Genomic DNA, 17,897 nt, shown 5'->3' with positions numbered 1-17,897 from the left:
TTGGCATGCAATCACCCGAAGGCGTCCCTCTCAGATTGCCGGGACATTGGCATGTTGCTTATTGCAACGGTACAACGCGTAGGATAGTAGATCGGACAGCGATCCTTTTTCAAGGGGGATATGAATTTTTAGGTAATGAGATGAAGCATAGAGGTTCTGTAACGTAAATAAGGATATTACCCTGGCAGCAATATCCTCTGATAAGTAAATAATTCTCTTACGTAAAATTACACTTTAACAGACGATGACTCTCGTATTTTATACATTAGCGTGGCAACTTTTCCGCCCAGAAGAACAGAGAGAAGTATAAACCACAGCCAACGAAAATTACTGTTTTGGGATGATTCACTGAGTTCAGTACCCTGCTTACTCAGGATCTTTTTATTCCTTAACATTGATGAAAAAACACATTCACTCGCTAGTGCCACTTCTCCCCGAGCAGTATGACTGTATTTGTTTTCAATGATAGCATCACAATACTGAATGGGTGTTTCCTGACAGAGCCTTGATGGTGGTGCTAATTGAGTAACGCCCTGCCCTAACTGCTTTTCAGGACACATTCGCAGATTATATTCATTTAACTCCTCGCGTATTTTCTCAGCCTGAGAATCTGACATGTTATATGTTTTATATAAACCAACAACAGTATCAGGTGTGAATTGCATAAAAACAGATGGGAGCTGGTAAGTATAATCATTAAGCTTTCCCTGAATATCTGATGCCCACTGGCAGGAAAGCACATTCTTAACAACACCGTTTCTACACTGTTCATCATAGTATTCTACCTGTTTTAATAAATAGGCACTTGATGAATTAATATTCATGCTAGTTTCCTGATGAGCAGACTGAATTGAACTAATCTCTTTATCATGCACCCAGAATATTCCATTTACTGCGGCAGTAAGGATAAGAAAAATATCAAACACCGTTCTGAAACGTTCGCCTGCACGAAAAGCTTTCTGAATCAATATAAAAAAAGCCCAACCTGTAAGTATTCCTGCTATAAACAGGCAGCTTATACCTGCCGGACTACCCACCTCTCCAGCCCCGCCAATATTATATCGATAAGGAAGCCACCTGATAGCCGGAAAATATCCTGATATCGCAAGCAAACCAGGCAATATCAAAATAATGGCACAGATAATCACCCCGGTGATTTTCCATAAAAAATATGCAGCGGCGAGAAGAAGAAAGATAATAACGACCATACTTATGATTATCACTGGCAGCATAATCATGACCTTTTCCTCTGGAGCAAATATCATCGTTGCAAAGGGACTGGCACTATTGTTCTCGTATCGTATCGTTGAGGCTAATCCTATTCCATCGAGTGTCTGGAGTATGCTGTAAGCCGCGCTGTAACAAAAAAGAAGGTAAGGGGTAAGAAATTTGATAAGCACATTATTTACCTGTTTAAGAAACTGAGTGCAAAAAACTTAATTTTTATTAAACAATCTTGCAAATAATATTTTTCTCACTATGTCTGACATACGAAGCAGCCTGAGCACCTTTATCCTTAACCTCACCAACTAAAGAGAGTACAAAAAGTTGCCAACACCTACGGTTTCCAGTAACCTTAATACATTAGAAAATCATCAGTAACATTCGATAGAAGTGCATACCTACAACTACAAAACTTCACAGGTAGCGATATGAGCGGAAACGGCTTTGACCCAAAAGATGTGGCGGAGATTTGCTCACGTAAAAAAAGTAAGTTCAGGATGAAGAAGGCTGATTTTAAAGAGTTAGGGCGTAATGTCTTGCTGGGCACTATTGATGTGGCTTTCGGTGTCGTAAAGGCTGGGGTCTTAATGGCATCCCATTTACCCGATAACAAAAAACAAAATCAAATTGATGAAGTATATGAAAGTAGTGAATCCAATGGTTACAAGCATGGTTCCCAAGGTTACGGTTATTACAGGAATGGCATGAAAGACTAAGCCAGCTCCGTCGTGCGAGCTGGCTAACCTAATATCTTTAAACTTTCTTAGCTACGCTTTTGACAGCATCCACCGCCGCTTTACCTCCTTCATTACCAGCCTGTTGTGGCATTTTTGAAGCAGAGGCCATTGCAGAATCAATTACTCCCCCGATTTTAACACCAGCCCAACTTAACATCCCTATCCAGAACGAAGGAAAAACCACATACATCATCCCCAGTACCAGGTTCATCACCCAGCCATCAGATGTTGAACTGAAAAAACCGGCAAAGGGGATGGAACTGTTAGCAATCCCCTGCTCCGCCATATTGTCATACAGAATAGTGATTAGCCAGTCATCCAGCCAGCCCGCCAACTCCCACCAGAAGGTGATGAACTGAAGGGCAAACAGCGCGAAAGAGATGGTGACGATGGTTTTCAGCTCATAGGCGCTGAACATCATCAGTACCGGGATAACCGTGATAATCATCATCTGTAACAGCGCCTGTATCATTGGCAGCGCCTGTTTCAACGCATCAAAACCAGGCAGCGCCTCTATCTGCTTTAGCCCCAGACCGAGAGTGGACGTCAGCCGGCTAAGATTGCCCACCACGCCGGTCGCGTTATCCGCGCTGCCCACCGCATAGGTTGTACCCTCGCCGGATAACCCGGCATTGCGCGGGCTGACCAGCCACTGCAACGCCAGGGTTTCCCACTGCGTCCCCGGGAACTGGCGCTGCATCTCCTTACGGGTGTCCTCGCTGAAGCTGGCCAGCACCCGCTGTCGCAGTCCGGATGAGCCGTCCGACCACCAGGTTTTGCAGGTGGGATAACCGCCCTGACCGGTATCCGGATACCCGCTGTCGCGGGCGCTGTCATACGGCCACTGGCTGCGCGGCGTCATCGACGTGTAGTAATCGTAATAGCCGGAAGTGTTGAGAAAATAATCGCTGCCTATCCAGCCCACCGAGTTGATGGTCGCATCGCTCAGCTGGCTGTTGCTGTTCTTCAGCCGGAAGTAGGCCCGCGAGTAGCACTGGTCAGCAAAGTCCTGCACCTCCTGAAGCAACACCGGATCACGCAGCTTCGTGTTCTGGACGTCAAAGCGCATCTGGCGCAGCTGCGTGCCGCAGGGGATAGACGCAATCATCGCCTGCGTGGTGCCTTTCGACATCATGTGCAGCAGGTACCACCAGACCGGCACCTCCGCAGTGCGGCCGTCAAAATCATTTACCAGCCCCTTGTAACCGGAGTTCTGCGGCGTGGGTACGCTGACGCCGCACTGTTTCGCCCGCGAGCTGTCAAATTTAATGGTGCTGATATCCACCGGCAGCAGCGGGATGCAGCAGAACAGCATCACAAGAAAGGAGACGTAGATGGCGTGCTCAATGCGAGGCAGTGCCAGCATCCCCTTGTTGCCCTCGTCCGCGCCCTCTTCCCGCACCTTCAGCCAGACGCCCAGCACCTTAAACACCAGCGGCAGCGCAAACAGACCGGTGCTGCTGAGAATGCTCCACATCGCATTATTCATCACCCAGCCAAAGAGAACGAGAAAATACTCCAGAAAGCTGTTAGCGGTCATCATCTTCCCCTCAGGCCACACCGGACCAGGCCACGTACTCCGTGGCCAGAATAAACAGGACCGCCAGCGCTTCGGTGCGCGGCAGGCGTGGCCGGGCCTGCGGCCAGCGGCGTACCACCCGTGGACGCATTCTGTGCAGCCAGACGACGGCCATGCCGGTATAAAGCGTCAGCCGCCAGGCGAACAGACTCCAGCGGCTGTTATGCAGCCAGTCGCGCGTCAGATGTCCGTCCGGGTCATACGCCATAAACACCGACGCTACGGCAAACATCCCCGCCGACAGCAGTAGCACAGATAAGGTAAGGACGGCCACGCGAGCGGCGCGGCCTTTGAGGTTCAGCGTCATATCAGTTCGCTCCTGAAGATGATGTCTGGCCCATCTGGCTGAAGCCCTGGTCCTGACTGCCGGTTTTCTGCTGCATCTGGTTATCCTGATTACGCGCGCCCTGACGCGCCAGCGTGGTCAGCAGGCTGTTGCTGCTGATGGATTTGCGCAGCTCCATCTCGTTGCGCAGCGCGTTCAGCTCGCGGTCAAGCGCATCCACGCGGCGGTCGCCCTCGGCAATCGCTTCAGGCTGTTCGGCCGCGTTGGGTTCAGACTCGCCGGTGGTCAGCATCCGGCGCATGGTCAGCGCGGTTTCCACCGTATCGGACATCGCCAGCTCGCCGGCCAGTCGCTGAACCAGTGCGGCTTTGTCGGGGTCATCGCGCAGCGACTGGATAACGCCACGGGTCACCACCAGACTGCCGGTCTTCAGCCCGGCCAGGTTGTCCGTGGTGGGCTGGAGCTGACCATTGACCAGCCTGGCGAGCTGCTCCAGGTTGGTTTTTGTCCCATCCTCCAGTACCGGAGAAAAACCGGTGCCGGCCACCGCACTGCCCGGCTGGTTATCGGTTCCGCCACTGGTACATTCGCTGGTTTCCCGGCAGGTGCGTATCGAGCGGTCGCCCAGCACCTTCACCACCGCCGCGGCGGCGTCATCGGAAGTTTTCCAGCGCTGGCAGACGGTGCCGTTGCAGCTGTCGGTGCCGACACTGCTGCCGCTGGTGACCGGCAGGCTGTTCATCATATTGAAACCGGCTTTTGCCAGGTCACGGGTCGGCTGTATGGCCTGCTGCCCCTTGCCACCGCGCTTCTGGCCACCCACCCAGGTGACCCCCTCCTCACCGGTGGCTTTGTTCAGCTTCTGGTCGCCGGAGACGGCGTCTCCGTCGCTGGAGGCAACGATATCCTTGTACTCTTCGGCCACCGCCGCCTGCTGCCATCTGCTGCCCATCGTGTAATCAGCCAGCTTTTTCGACATGTTCTGGCAGTTGAGCTGCGCCTTATCAAAGTTCAGGCCCGCCTGAAGTACCCCGTTGGTCAGCATTTCATACAGCCCCGGATTGGCGCGCTGAATGGCCATCGCCGGCATACTCATCACCGCACCGGTCGCGCCCTGAATGACGTTGCCCATCAGGTCCTTAAAGCCGCTGGTGACGCCGTTAAGCTGATTGCCGACGGTGGTTTTCAGGTCGAAGTTGCCGCACATCAGGTCACTGCTCCAGCCGCCGTTCAGGCCCAGACGGGACATGTTGCTGCGGCTGGCCGGCGGGGAAATAACCGATCCGCCGCCGATGGAGTAGAACAGGCCGTCATTGACCGCACCGCTCACCGCCGCGCCGCCAGACGAAAGCGACGTGTCCAGGGCGATGGCAGGAAGGGAGAGCAGGATAAGCAGGGCGAAAGGTGCCGGGTAAAAACGCCGAAAAGAGTGCCGTGTCATGGAAAATATCCTCAGGAGAAGTCAAAGCTGTAAAGGAAGGTCTGGCCGCGTCGTTTGCAGCAGCTGTAAGGCTGCCAGAGCGCCCAGGCGTAGTTGCCGTCTTCGGCGTTCTCTCCGCCTGCATCAGGGAAGACCGCACAGCTCTGAGATAGCTGCGGTGAAAGGCGCTGCCATTTGTGGTTTTGTGTGCCGGTGTTTTCCTGCACCGGGTCTGGTGGCCAGTAGCCCGCCGAACGCTGACCGGTCAGCGGGCTGTAAACGTGAGGCTGGCCCTGACGGGTGATGATGTCGGCAACCCGCTGCACCACCACGGCGGCGGCTTTGTAGCCGTCGGTCTGGGTGACAAAGCCGCTGCGGGGATAAACGTTGCCCCACATGTTGCCGACAGCCGTGCTGCCCACTTCCCGGTTGCCGGGAACCAGCGCCTCCGGATAAAGCGCTTCCGGTACGTCGGTGCGCCAGGTCAGCGCATCCAGGCCGCTGGCAAAGTACGGCATAAAGGGCGTGGCCGCGCTGCTGCACGAGTAGCCGGGTACCATGCCGCCGATGAGTTTTGTCGCCGGATGCCCCCAGGCATCACCATAGTAGAAATGCAGGTTCTGCTTGCGCGTGCCCGGTATCTTCATCTCCTGCCGGCCGCCGCCGGTGGACACGCCCGCAGCCACACCCACGAGCGCACTCTCCGCGCCGTCTGCCGTGCTGCTAACCACCGATATCTCCGTCCACGGATTGGCACCCGGACTCAGATACGCGGACACCACCGCTTCGGGGATAAAATGTGTCACCTTTACAGAGGTTCTGACCGTGCAGCCCACCGGCGTACAGAACAGCCAGTAGCAGATGCCGCTGATGCGCCAGCTGATGCAGTCCGGGCTGACGGCGCTGGAGAGCAGCCCGGCGGTATTGACGCTGGCCAGCGTGCCGGTGCAGGCAAACAGCGCGGCGAGCGTCAGACGGCGCGGGCGTGCAAGGGCCATGTTCATGGGTGACTCTCCCGCCAGACCGTCAGCTGCCGCGTGGCCACGGCGACATCGGTGGTGCCGTATACCACCCATCTGTCGTCGAAGACCACCGCCGGATATTTTTCCAGCCCCAGTGACCAGGCGTGAACCACGCCGGCATACGCGCCGGCCAGCGCCTGCTGATTTTGCGTAAAGTCCGGGGAAGCCACCACCGCCCTCGCCTGCCGTTCAGCCTGCGCCGGGTCGGCGGGAAGTGGGCCAAAGAGCTGCGTCTGAAGGTGGTCCGGGGCATCGAGCAGGGTGACCGACACGTCCGCAGGGAGGTCACCCGCCACGGGGTGGGCGCTGTCGGTGTAAATCACCGTGCCGGCGCTGACGCCGGTGGAGAAAAATAATGCTGCAAGGCATGGGAATAACCGCATAGTGAAACGCTCCCTGAGTGAGAATTCTGCTCAGGGTGCGCTCAGGCGGTGACGGGTTCAGCAATTAACTCTGAGCCGGAAACGGAAGATTAATCCGTGACCACCGTGTGGTTGACAGAACCTGCAAAACGCCCCCTCTGGCCGGGTGAGAGAACGGCGTTTTTGCACCGTCACGCCACGGTGCCGCCGTCCTGTCGCCATTGCAGGTAGTCATCGACGTCAAAAAACCCGGCCGCCGCCGCGTTACGCTCCAGGCTCCAGCGGGTTTCGCCCTCGCGGGCCAGCGGCTTCCAGCGTTCGGGAAGCTGTTCAGGCTCCGCCGCCGGACGGTACGACCCTTTCTGCTGCCAGGTCCGTCGCGCCCACGCATCCAGCTCCTCTTCCTCCGTGGTCGTGCTGTAAATCAGGTACCAGACAACGTAATCCGTCAGCAGCCCGGCGGTCGCGCCGGGGAGTAACGTGAGATAGCGTGCGCGCTGTTCCTCCACCATCTCATCCATTTCGTCATCATCAGGCGGCGGACCCGCTTCTGCCATTTCCGCCTCCTGTGAATCCAGCTCGCACATGTACGCCTCCCATTCTCTCTCATGGATCTGACGCTGTTGTGTCTGCTCCGTCTGTTGTTTCAGCGCCCGCTCAATCCCCTCTTTCACCACCCGTTCCCAGTCCGGTTCGGCGGGCGCGGCGATATCAGCGCCCGTCAGCTTCACATTGAGTAAAGCCAGACGGGCGCTGTCTTCAGGTTCGTCCGGTTCACTCAGCGCCTTCGCCATACCCTCGTCGCTGATCATGCCGGGCAGACCTTTCTTCTCCCGACCGGTGCTGGCCCGCTCGGTCAGATAACGCTCCCGCCATGCGGACCCGGCCGCGCGTTTTCCTTCGGCCTCCAGACTGGTGGTGTATTTCATCAGCCAGACGTGGAGATAACGCTGACGCTCGGATGCGTGAAGCGTGCTGATATCATGAAACCGCTGATAAAAAGCCTCATCGTGGCCACAGTCCAGGCTGTCGCCCTGATGGGCCACCTCATGCTCCGTCAGGCTGAACAGCCTGCTGGCGGTGAGTAACGGGTCCGTTTTCAGGCGACGGACGATATCGATATTAAAGGCGATATAGGTCTCACCGTCGGTCCAGGCCTCTGAGGTGGTGGACTCACCCAGCAGGATCTGAAAGCGCGTCCCCCCATGCGTATACGCCTGCCAGGTCTTTTCTGCACCGGAACACAGCGCGGCATAGTGATTCAGGCACCAGCGTAACGCCGTCCAGGCCCGCCGGGTTTCTTTGTCCAGACGTTTTTCAGTGACGAGCAGGGTGCGGTCGATGAAGTTTTCACTCAGCGTGGCGAAATCAATCAGCACGACGTCAGCGTGCCAGCCACTGCCCCAGCGTTCAGACCGCGTCAGCCCTTCGCGATACGCCAGCAGGTTACTGCGGATACGGCTCAGGCAGGCCATAAACTCGTCTTCTTCATAGCAGCCAAAGCGGGTCAGGGTGACGGGATGCAGTACCGGCGCAATGCCGGCACGCGCAATCAGTTCACCACGGGGTACGTCGCGTGCAGAACGCGCCAGGGTGAAACCCCACTCTTCATCCGCTGATAAGACGCGGCGACAACGGCGTAATAAGGCATCCAGCGTAACGTGCTGCCTGCCCGGCAGCAGGGTGATCACCTCCTCACCGTTGAACAGTGCCTGAAGATCGCCCTCCCCGGCCAGCAGCTGGCGTGCTGATTTTTCCCGACGTGACTCTGTTTTACGGTGGCTGCCCTGCGTACCTGTGAACGCACCCGCCATCACAGCAAACCGGGCCGCGATGAACTTCCATACCGGGCAGTTTTTGCGCAGAATTTCAGTACGTGAGACGTTAAGCGCGAGGGGCTTTTTGCTGACGATAAGCCCGCCGACGCCCCACTGATGCCCGGGGTCGTGGCGGACCAGCACCCCCTGATTGTAGATGGCCACGGCACCCTCCTCACGCAGGCGGTACCATGCCTCATCGTCTTCCGCGTCCCATTTTTCCAGCGCCGGCTGACGGGTGATAACCGCCCCGTTCAGGCTGACGGTGACCGGCGTGTAACGCACCAGGTCACGAATTTCCTGGAGGCAGGAGAGGCGCTCCTGGCTGCTCAGCGGCTCGTACCATTCACCTCTCACTGAGCAGCCAGGCACGGCGGTCGTCAGCTCATCAAGATCGTAGTGGTAGCCCATTTCCCGTGTGTCCACCGACATCTGCCAGAGGTTTGAACCCCACAGCGTGCGGGCATGGGCCATAATCTGGCCCCGGCCCAGCCGGAAGCGGCCATAGGTGGCATCCCCCTCCTGATGTGGCGTGCCAAACCGGCCAAAATAGCGTTTCACATCCTCATGGGAGGCAAAGCCCCGGCCATCGTCACGGCAGACAAAGCCTTCAGCGGTGATCTCAACGCTCACCTGTTTGGCACCGGCATCGACGCTGTTCATGATAAGTTCGATAACCGCCTTGCCGACGGAACCGGCCTGACTGTAAATGATGTGATGGATAATCTGAGGGTCAAGTTCAAAGGGACAGCGCATGGAAAGACTCCGTTGTGGGGGATTCCGACGCTATTTTCAGGATATGTGTCTGCGGTTATATAAAGAACTGTGACCGCAATTATGAAAGAATCCTCGCAACAGTGAGAATGGCCGTGGTGGCATGTGATGGAATTGAGAGATACGCTGGCAGAATGCTTGGGGAAAAAAGGGCCTGTGGCGAAGAGGAAAACAGGTAGTGCAGGATATTTCTGTTCTTTCCGACATCTCTTTGAATGATGTTCTTACCTTAATCAGAGCCAGAATAGGCGCAGGGCGTTTAACCCTGCGGAAAGCTGACCAGCAGCGCGGTAACCAAAGCCGGTGGAGCATTCAGCCCGGCCCTGGCGAAGCTGTCCGCCATCATTTGGTTAAACGCAGGCTCTATCGCACAATGTAGCGGGATGGCATCAGGAGCCAGAGCCAGCAGGTGCACACATTCGTGAGCCAGCCGATAAACCGTGCCCAGGCTGTCTAAAAATGTTGCCTCCCCCAGCTGATGGCAATGTGTTTTCGGGGGGGGGGGGGGGGCACGTTTCATGACTGCCCGGGAACCACATCTGCGACTGATAAGTGTGAAACTCAACACCCACAAACGTCCAGCTTCGACCGCGGCTGGCAATGAGCCGTTTTATTGTTAAGTTCGATGATCGTCTGAACGATCACCTTTAATACGATAGCAGTTACACAGAATTACTGTCAGGCTCAATTCTGGCGGCTTTCCGCTTACAACCCCTTATAGGATGGAATCATCCTCAGAAGAGGCACTATCTGTATCAAACGAATAATCCTCCACCATCTCTCGATGCGAAGCCTGTAATTTTTCAGGATTTTCATAAAAACGATCTCTGATAGCAATACCTTTGGCAAGCGCTTTTCCTTGATCAGCATCGAGACCTTCGATGGCAATATGTTGCACCTCATCCCAAAAAGCCATCCCGATGCGCTGAGTTGATCTATGCAGTACAAACTTTTCGCTTTTAGGATCGAATAATCCATCCGGCCCCTTAGCCTCGCTTTCAACTTCAGAGCATGCTGCGCAAGGCACATACTTTCCAGCAATAGGAACAATTATATGCTTTCCCTCTTGCAGTCCAAGCTTTGCTATTAGCTCTTGATACTGGCATTCTTTATCGCCCGCCAAAGCCTTCTGAATGTTCTGCTCTGCATGCATGGTTTGATTGATCCCATCGGGTAATATTCCATCAAGACTTGCATCTCTGAATGGAGGATGAATAATCAAGTTTTCGAATGACGGATTCGACTGCGAGGCAGCCCGAATCACCTTCTGCAAAATATGCAGCGCAGCAATAGCTTGCTCAGAGAGCTCCTGACGTGAGAGGTTATTCTCGACTGGGCAACCCAAACCTCTGGCTATCTCGGAAACAGTATTCTGCTTCAATACCTCAAACCTATCTTGGTTAAGGAAATCTTCCTTAAGTTTTACGACATGGCGCCTATTTCTGCTTTCCTCAACCTGCGCTTTAGATCCTCTATTTACCGGATAGGGGATTGGGTGTTCTGTATCTCTCGTTAAAGCAAAATGCAATGATTCCTGAATGTGCTCACTGTGGAAATTTGAAGAGACATGCAGCTTTCCATTAATAACAGATGCTTGAACTTCGATAGGTCTCAACGATTTAAGGCCTATCATGCCCCAGTTTACAGAAGTTGCAATATGACGTAATGACTGACAAATGCGATTAAAGCCTTGGTACCGTTTTGGTAATGATGGAGGAATGCTCGTTCGCGGAATAGCCTCGACCATCGTCTGGCTTGCATAAAAAGCTGGTCTTGAGCCAGTAAAAGAACTGTTTTTATGGGCCGAAGCTTCTGGCTCCTCTGACGATGGCGGCCCAATTACGAGCCGAGAAGTACCGGGAACGTTATTTTGAACCTGCTCTTCATCCCCGGTCTTAGCAAGATAATGAGATCTATTAAAAGTATTTACCTTAAACATTTTAATTTCCTACGGCCGACCAACTACAATACTGGAGTTCGCAGGCGTACGGCCTCCAACGCAGAAACTGGACTGTCGCTATATTTTACGCACGCGCTACAGTTAAGGCCCTCAGAAGTCGTCGTCAGAATCTGACTGCACTTCCCGCAGTAATCGTCCCGCTTGCTTGAGAGAGACATCATAGCCCGCTTCGCCCATTTCCTTTTTAAAAACTTTGGCATCATCTTTTGGCGCGCTATGTTTTGATCCAACTACAAACTTTGACGGAATGGATGAGGTTGTCCTGCAATTATACGGAAAAATTTCTCCATCAGGGCCTTTACTGTCAGGATCCAGCTCAATTGGAAAGTTGTTCTTTATGCCTATAGTTCTAACGAGAACGGGGTTGTCTGGATCTGTTCTATGAGCATATTTTTTTGCAGATACCGGATAACTAGTAAAATAATTATGCTTTTCCGTATTTTTCACGACATCCGGGTTTAATTCGTAGCCAGCCCGGAGAGTTGCGTCTACAGCACCTGAACGCCTCCGCTGAAACCCATTATCTCTGAGATCTTGCAAATAGCTTCCCGAAGTGCCGTGCCAGAGCCTACTATCGTGATATACTTCCGCTGCAGCACGTGAAAGAAAATCTTCCCGTGCCTCTTCGGAAAGATGAGATGCTGAGGTTAGAGCTTGGCCACCTGCACTGTATACTGGTGTTGATGAACCAGATACATTTCGAGGGCTAACTGGCGGACTATACACATAATGGGATCCAGAAGTCCCACAAATATTACCCATAAATACACCTATCACTTGAAATTGAATGACTTTTTAATTTCGACTGCCACACTTAGCAAATTCTCAAAGATTTTTCGCATTTCGACACTGTCAACTTCTACCAAAGGAACGCGCCCATGTAGTTCTCCGACGTCTCCCCTACTCAAACCTAGTGTAAGAAATGGTTTTTTAAAACTGAAACTGTTGAAGTGTAGCATTCGTCCCATTGTATCGGCATTAGTTTCGACGACCTGACCAATTTCGGCAACAAAATACACCCATCGAAACTCATCTTGATATATCTTTATTGATACGCCGATCTCAAACGAAAAGTAGTAAATTTCGTGCTCATTTTTTTTTTCAGGAAAACTGGGCATACGATATTCACTTGCAAGCCCATCAATTAGATGGTCAAACGAATTCTTCTTCATGAAATACCTCTATCTGGTGATGCTGGGTGGCCATAACAACATATTTAGTTCCATCAATATTTTTGGCTCTGTTGCAGAGTTCGTGACGAGGTCGCCTTTTGTATTACTGAAAGGTCTTACATTTCAAAGACTCTGCTTACAAGACGCATCTCGCTCAGGGGATCCCCTTAATCGGGGTTTGAAGTCCAACGGAACGGAAACGTACTATAAGGGCTTCCCCGAACATAAAATTAATACCTCATCATTCTGAAATAAGGAGAAAACGCTATGGATTCGGCATTACTGTCAATAATGCAGTCGGGCGGCAGGAACAGAGCCTGGGCTGAAACAATGGTCAATATGGAAGCCCGCAAGCTGGTCAATCTGGCCAGCCAGCTTTCAGCCTTTCATCTGTCTGACGGCCTGACCCGGATAAAGTTTTGCCGGGAAATTAAAAACGTCGTCGAGCAGCAGTTCGCGCTTGCCCGTAAGGCCAAATCAGACGAGGAGTGCATTGCCTGCATTTCCGCGCTGCGTGCCGAGCAGGATAACCTTTATGAGCAGAGCCGGTTGCTGCGAATGAGAGCGGCAAAGCTTTACGCGAAGGTTGAATTTATCAAAGAAAACAACAAAATTGTTGGGTATGTTATTTCTGCTGTACATGTCGTTGTATCAGGAATGACTATCATTGGCGGTGCTGTGATGATTTCGACAATGACACCTTTAGGGGTGCTTGCAGGTGCGATACTTGTCATGGATGGTGTCAATGGAATTTCGAAAGAAATCATTCCACGACTTTATAGTGAGAAAAATAAAACAGAGGGTATATTTGCAGACGGGTCTATGGAAGTTGCGGCATTTATGGGATTCAGGCCAGAATCAGGACTGGCTTTTTATAATGCAACCACACTCAGCGCCAGTGTTTACAGTATCTTTGGCCTTGCAAGAAAAGCCGGAGCATGGCGCTTGTTCAAGTGGTTACCCCGAGACTATTTCCGTAAGGTCGATACGATGAGCCGCCCTAAATTAACGATGAAAATTGTAGGCTATGGCGTGAAAGCAAAGGTCGTATTTGATTTACTGAGTGTGGATAATCAATCGGACTAAACCCGGTTAAATCGCCAGTATCGCCACGATTTCCAGGCCAGTACTGGCGGTTGAATAAAAGTTACAATTATCACAGCAATCAATAAAGACAATCCTCCCCCTACAATCGTTGGTTCAGAGGCAAATAATAAAAGAAAGATAAAAACGAGTGTGCATGCCGAAGAAATCCAAATCAGCACCCTGAATTTGTTAGCCAGATCCTGTACAGCTTCTCCTAATTTTCCACCGTAACTTTCAATATTATTTTTTATTTTACGAAGGTCTGAGGAGTTAAAACCGGACTTGAGTAATGCCTCTTCACTGACATTCATTGTCTTGTATCCTTTTTCATAACTATCCAACACATGTATCAGTAATACTTTATCAGTTCGAGCATCTTTATCGCCATGACTTGCAGGCGAAATTAACGCATCACCTGCGAAGGTATACCAGAAATCCGCCGGCACATCACGATAAAATGCCACATACAAGCGTGGCAAAAAGGTCCTTCTGTCGCGGGCTCTGTGCCGCCCGCCCCCGCAACCTGCGGCTTACGCAGGCAGCAAACTGCGCTGCCCGCATAACCCACAGGCCCGTTTAACTGCACACCGCGCCGCAGGCCACCCGGTCAATCTCCTTCAGCACCCACAGCATATCGGTGGCATCCGGTACGCAGATATTCCAGCGAATACCGGTCCTGAACTCGCCTTCTCCCGGCCACAGCGTATTGCCGGTGACGGTGATGAGAATATCCAGCGTTCTGCCCCTGCTGTCTTCCAGATGCACCGCCAGACAGCTGCGACGCCCCACCCGGTGTGGGTACGCTGACAGCAGCACCGGTTTTTCCATTCTGTTGAGTATTTCCTCCCGGAGTTGTCCCAGCGCCACGCTGTCAGACTCGCCAACTGACGCCAGCCCATGCGGGGGAACAGTAAAGATGACGGTGGCAATCAGCGCCCTGTCAGGGACGACCGACGGCGGTTCCATAATCAGTTTTTTCATGCTGTCCCCTGTTCAGTATGCAGACCACGGCTCTCATCCAGTCGGCGTGCTACGTGGAACGCCGCCTCCAGTTCGCTACAGTGCATCTGATTCATGATCTCACGCCGTTCGGCTTTTTCCTCTTTCTCCGTCATCCCCAGCGCCAGATAGAGACTGGGCGGCACGGCACGAAAGAGCGACTGTACCTTACGCGAGAGGATCACCCCTTCGGTATACTTCCTCGGGAGTTTGGTGGCCGACAGCAGCATGGTTTTCTGCTCGTCGGTCAGCGTTTTAAAACGGGCAATCTGCTCCACCTCATCCGGCGGCATCACCAGACAGATCCACCACTCCGCCATGTTCAGCATTTTTTTCGCCGTATCGGGAAAGTCGGCCAGGTTCTGCGTAAACAGCCACAGCCACGCACCGAGCTTACGCCACATTTTCACAATTTTGGTGGCATAGGGACCCAGCAGCGGATTGGCGGTGACGATGTGCGCCTCATCGATGGGCACGATGGTGTCGCGATCGCTGTACTGCTCGCGTTCGGCGATATTATTGATGGTGTTCAGCAGGGAAATCACGGCCACCGCCATCTGAGCCTCGTAGCCTTCGCGGGCCAGCGTACCCAGATCGACAATGGTCACGTCCGCTTCCGGCCACGGCGTGCCGGGACGGTTGAACAGCTCCCCCTCAAACCCTTCGGTAAACATGCGCAGCGCTTCGGACATTTCCTCCGCACGCGCCCGCCGGGCGGCGGTCCGTTTCTCACGACCATCCTCCCCGATGCTGACGTCACGGGCAATGTTCTGTAACGCAAACATCAGATCTTCCGGCAGCATCTGCCGGTTCTCCTCATGCACCTGACGGGCGGCAATCATAATCGCCTCGCGGATCATGCCCCGGTCGGCGCGGGTCATCCTCCCCTCCTCCGCAGCTTCACCGCCGGTAATCATCAGGCGGGCCGCAATTTCCATTTCGCCCAGCACGTCACGTTCTTCATCCTTATCGTCGTCATCGCCCCCGTCCTCATCAATATCCGGCAGATCCTCTTCGCTGACCATCAGCACATCCGGTCTGACCCGCATCAGCAGGTGCGAGTCGGCAAACGGCGCGAGCGAGATGACTTTACCCGGCTTGATGCTCACCCGGTGGACCGTCAGGCCCAGCGAGGCGCAGTAGTCGCCAAACAGCCCGAAGCTGTTACCGGCCTCCAGCAGGAAGATGCGCGGCCGGTAGATGGCCATCATCTGCGCCAGCTCACACAGCGCCGTGGCCGACTTACCGGCCCCGGTGGGGCCAAACAGCAGCTTGTGGGCGTTCTGGGTCCTGTCGTTCTTGTTGAGAGGGTCAACGGAGAGCGGTCCGCCGCCGCGATTGAAAAAGGTGAATCCCGGATTGCCCGTCCCGATATCGCGCCCGTAAACCGGTGCCAGGCAGGCAAAATGCTGCACAAACATCAGGCGGGTGTACCAGTTATGGCGATCCTTCTCCGGGTTAAAGCACATCGGCAGCGCACGAAGGTAGCTGCTGAGCGGGCCAACGTCATGTTCCGGGTTGACCGGTTCCAGCCCGCAGTTAAGCAGTTTGCTGCTGAGATCCAGATAGCGCCTGTCCAGCGTCGGCAGGTCCCGCGCCTTAATCAGCAGGGTCAGTGACGCTCTGTAAAGCTTATGCTTGTTGCCGAGGTACGTGCGGGCCGTGGCCGCGTCCTCACGCGCACGCAGCGAGTCCACGTTCTCCCCCATTGAATCCCGGCTCAGGCGGGCAAAATTTTCCTCTAATTTGTCCTGCGGCTGAATAAGCAGCGTCATGGTCAGCACCGTGCCCTCCGGCAGCAGGTCCATGATGGCGTTGATGTTATCGCCACGCCGGACCTCGCCGGTCAGATGCCCGGTAGAGGGAGCATTACGCAGGCGGGCCACCGGCACCGCCCTGTGCGCCACCTTATCAAACCACCACACCCCGTTTTCCGCATCGCTGCGGGGCCGGGTAAACCACAGACTTTCACTGAAATCATTAAGCAGCGGCAGCTCGCCGGGCGCGTCGTCGCTGTGCCGGGCGCAGCGGTACAGGGTGGCTTTATCAACCCACGTCGGCGAGGGATTAAACCAGCGCAGCAGCCAGCTGTGGATCTGTTCACCGTTCTGCCGTTCGCTGCGGATACCGGCCCCGCTCATCGCCGAGGTCAGCCTGTCGCAGACCTGCTTGAGCATCACCTCCGGTGCCATCGGATCGCGGTAAGGCGTCTCCACCCAGCGGTAAATCACCATCCGGGTGCGACGGATTTGTCCGCGCCACGGGGCACCGGTGACGGCATCATCCAGAAACAGCCCCTGCTCAACGGCGACGTTTTTCAGATGACGCGCCTGCTCGTCCAGCCAGGCGTGGGTAAACGCAGTCCCCAGCGCACGGGGTTTAACATAGCCGCGCACCCGGTCCATGTACGCGGTCAGATCGGACTCATCCTGACAAAAAAACTGTACCACCCACTGGTGGGAATCCAGCTCCGGCAGGCTGTCCTGAAGGGCGTTCTCCATTACGTCGCGGATTTCATCCAGCCTGGAAGCGGGACGGCCTTCGGTGCCGACCGGGGTGATTTCATAAACCGCACCCACCGACACGCCGTCATCCAGCAGAATGCACTGGTGTTCCGGCAGATACTCCCCCCAGGGGATATGATCGATGATTGAGGGTGCGGTGTCGTACAGCCTTGCCTCATCGGCGCGGGTCACCCTGCCTTCCCGGGTCAGTGGCTCATGGCCGTTCACCGAAAACGGCCCGTCACCGTGCTGATGCGGGTCCTGCGAGCGTGAGCGGCGTCGAAACAGTGAAAACGTCATCACAGATCCTCCGTGCGTTCACCGGGGAGCGCGTACTGCACCTGGCTGTAAAAGGGAAACACAGTGCTGTAGCCGGGCACCGGGGTACTGCCATCTGCCAGATGCGGAAAGACGTACATCACCATGTCCGGGTTGGGCAGCCGGGGAAAGGTCTGCTGAATTTCATTTTCCTGGGTGCGGCTGTAGCTCTCACGGGTCTGCTGAGAAATCACCCGTTCACCGTCGGAAACGGGTCTGCGCAATGTGGCACGGCTCTCCGTGGTGGTGTGCGTGACCGACGCGCCGTCATTCCACATATCCAGCATGCTGCTGTCGCCCGGCGGCAGCATTTCATCTTTGGAGGTGCTGCATCCGGTAAGCGTTACCGCCAGCAGGACAGCGGCCAACGTTTTAAACCTGTTCATATGGCACCTCCGCACCTTCAGCGTCACAATAAAACGCAGAAATTCTGAGCCAGCGGTCGTCCGGGAGCGGAAAGAGGATATCATTGCCCTCCCGTGACAGCTTGAGACCGACCGCCAGCATCGCCCAGTCGGTGACGTCATGCGGCTTGCCTTCCCATTTGCCGTTATCCCGCCGGACGAAACCGGCATAAAGTCGGCCACTGAGCGGCGTGTAAGCGACGCGGTATTCAGGGTTTTCGTTGTGCATTGCG

Annotated in this window: 18 protein-coding genes; 2 read left to right on the top strand and 16 right to left on the bottom strand. The window is 54.4% G+C overall.

The features are described from left to right. Positions 1 to 227 precede the first annotated feature (227 nt). On the bottom strand, positions 228 to 1,238 hold the full coding sequence (locus EB241_RS11385; protein ID WP_233592593.1) for a hypothetical protein: 1,011 nt from the start codon (positions 1,236 to 1,238) through the stop codon (positions 228 to 230). Positions 1,239 to 1,652: 414 nt separating this feature from the next. On the opposite strand from EB241_RS11385, the gene EB241_RS11380 reads away from it, so the two are divergent. Then, complete coding sequence (locus EB241_RS11380) at positions 1,653 to 1,940, top strand: hypothetical protein (protein WP_124233297.1); 288 nt, start codon at positions 1,653 to 1,655, stop codon at positions 1,938 to 1,940. A gap of 37 nt (positions 1,941 to 1,977) precedes the next feature. Here the strand turns inward: EB241_RS11380 and EB241_RS11375 are convergent, their stop codons facing one another. From EB241_RS11375 to EB241_RS11330, 10 genes are all read right to left on the bottom strand, one after another. Further along, complete coding sequence (locus EB241_RS11375; RefSeq protein WP_124233456.1) at positions 1,978 to 3,501, bottom strand: conjugal transfer protein TraG N-terminal domain-containing protein; 1,524 nt, start codon at positions 3,499 to 3,501, stop codon at positions 1,978 to 1,980. A gap of 10 nt (positions 3,502 to 3,511) precedes the next feature. Continuing rightward, complete coding sequence (locus EB241_RS11370) at positions 3,512 to 3,847, bottom strand: hypothetical protein (RefSeq protein WP_124233296.1); 336 nt, start codon at positions 3,845 to 3,847, stop codon at positions 3,512 to 3,514. 1 nt (position 3,848) lies between these two features. Continuing rightward, entirely contained in the window at positions 3,849 to 5,267 is a 1,419-nt protein-coding gene (locus EB241_RS11365; protein ID WP_124233295.1) for an integrating conjugative element protein, read from the bottom strand. Between the two features lie 11 nt (positions 5,268 to 5,278). After that, positions 5,279 to 6,250, bottom strand: a complete 972-nt coding sequence (locus tag EB241_RS11360) for a TIGR03756 family integrating conjugative element protein (RefSeq protein WP_124233294.1) — start codon at positions 6,248 to 6,250, stop codon at positions 5,279 to 5,281. Continuing rightward, positions 6,247 to 6,651: a TIGR03757 family integrating conjugative element protein gene (locus tag EB241_RS11355; RefSeq protein WP_124233293.1), complete on the bottom strand. Its 405-nt coding sequence runs from the start codon at positions 6,649 to 6,651 to the stop codon at positions 6,247 to 6,249. Before EB241_RS11355 ends, EB241_RS11360 begins: the two co-directional genes overlap by 4 nt. 170 nt (positions 6,652 to 6,821) lie before the next feature. Then, positions 6,822 to 9,203, bottom strand: coding sequence for an ATP-binding protein (locus EB241_RS11350; RefSeq protein ID WP_124233292.1), 2,382 nt, complete (start codon positions 9,201 to 9,203; stop codon positions 6,822 to 6,824). 277 nt (positions 9,204 to 9,480) lie between these two features. Continuing rightward, positions 9,481 to 9,741, bottom strand: a complete 261-nt coding sequence (locus tag EB241_RS11345) for a hypothetical protein (RefSeq protein ID WP_124233291.1) — start codon at positions 9,739 to 9,741, stop codon at positions 9,481 to 9,483. Positions 9,742 to 9,936: 195 nt separating this feature from the next. Further along, the gene (locus tag EB241_RS11340) at positions 9,937 to 11,160 is read right to left on the bottom strand and encodes a hypothetical protein (RefSeq protein ID WP_233592592.1); all 1,224 of its coding nucleotides are present in this window, start codon (positions 11,158 to 11,160) and stop codon (positions 9,937 to 9,939) included. Between the two features lie 111 nt (positions 11,161 to 11,271). After that, positions 11,272 to 11,943 carry a type III effector gene (locus EB241_RS11335; protein WP_124233290.1) on the bottom strand — a complete coding sequence of 224 codons (672 nt, stop codon included), beginning with the start codon at positions 11,941 to 11,943 and terminating at the stop codon, positions 11,272 to 11,274. 11 nt (positions 11,944 to 11,954) lie between these two features. Continuing rightward, positions 11,955 to 12,353: a CesT family type III secretion system chaperone gene (locus tag EB241_RS11330; protein ID WP_124233289.1), complete on the bottom strand. Its 399-nt coding sequence runs from the start codon at positions 12,351 to 12,353 to the stop codon at positions 11,955 to 11,957. Between the two features lie 267 nt (positions 12,354 to 12,620). Here EB241_RS11330 and EB241_RS11325 point away from each other — a divergent pair, with 267 nt between their 5' ends. After that, positions 12,621 to 13,439: a DUF4225 domain-containing protein gene (locus EB241_RS11325; RefSeq protein WP_124233288.1), complete on the top strand. Its 819-nt coding sequence runs from the start codon at positions 12,621 to 12,623 to the stop codon at positions 13,437 to 13,439. Here the strand turns inward: EB241_RS11325 and EB241_RS11320 are convergent. The 5 genes from EB241_RS11320 to EB241_RS11300 all read right to left on the bottom strand — a co-directional run bounded on the left by EB241_RS11320 (position 13,436) and on the right by EB241_RS11300 (position 17,893). After that, a complete protein-coding gene (locus EB241_RS11320) occupies positions 13,436 to 13,918 on the bottom strand; it encodes a hypothetical protein (RefSeq protein WP_324128843.1) in 483 nt (160 codons plus the stop codon). The two genes, EB241_RS11325 and EB241_RS11320, sit on opposite strands and share 4 nt — an antisense overlap. A gap of 97 nt (positions 13,919 to 14,015) precedes the next feature. Continuing rightward, complete coding sequence (locus EB241_RS11315) at positions 14,016 to 14,420, bottom strand: hypothetical protein (RefSeq protein WP_124233287.1); 405 nt, start codon at positions 14,418 to 14,420, stop codon at positions 14,016 to 14,018. Further along, complete coding sequence (locus EB241_RS11310) at positions 14,417 to 17,242, bottom strand: conjugative transfer ATPase (RefSeq protein ID WP_124233286.1); 2,826 nt, start codon at positions 17,240 to 17,242, stop codon at positions 14,417 to 14,419. The genes EB241_RS11315 and EB241_RS11310 overlap by 4 nt, the downstream gene beginning before the upstream one ends. Next, on the bottom strand, positions 17,242 to 17,646 hold the full coding sequence (locus tag EB241_RS11305) for a TIGR03751 family conjugal transfer lipoprotein (protein WP_124233285.1): 405 nt from the start codon (positions 17,644 to 17,646) through the stop codon (positions 17,242 to 17,244). Before EB241_RS11305 ends, EB241_RS11310 begins: the two co-directional genes overlap by 1 nt. Then, entirely contained in the window at positions 17,633 to 17,893 is a 261-nt protein-coding gene (locus EB241_RS11300; RefSeq protein ID WP_233592591.1) for a DUF7446 family protein, read from the bottom strand. The genes EB241_RS11305 and EB241_RS11300 overlap by 14 nt, the downstream gene beginning before the upstream one ends. Positions 17,894 to 17,897: the final 4 nt, after the last annotated feature.

This window comes from Erwinia psidii (genome assembly GCF_003846135.1).
GTDB classification, from domain to species: Bacteria; Pseudomonadota; Gammaproteobacteria; order Enterobacterales; family Enterobacteriaceae; genus Erwinia; species Erwinia psidii.
The sequence above is the reverse complement of the archived record's forward strand: the minus strand, read 5'-3'. Positions and strand labels throughout refer to the sequence as shown.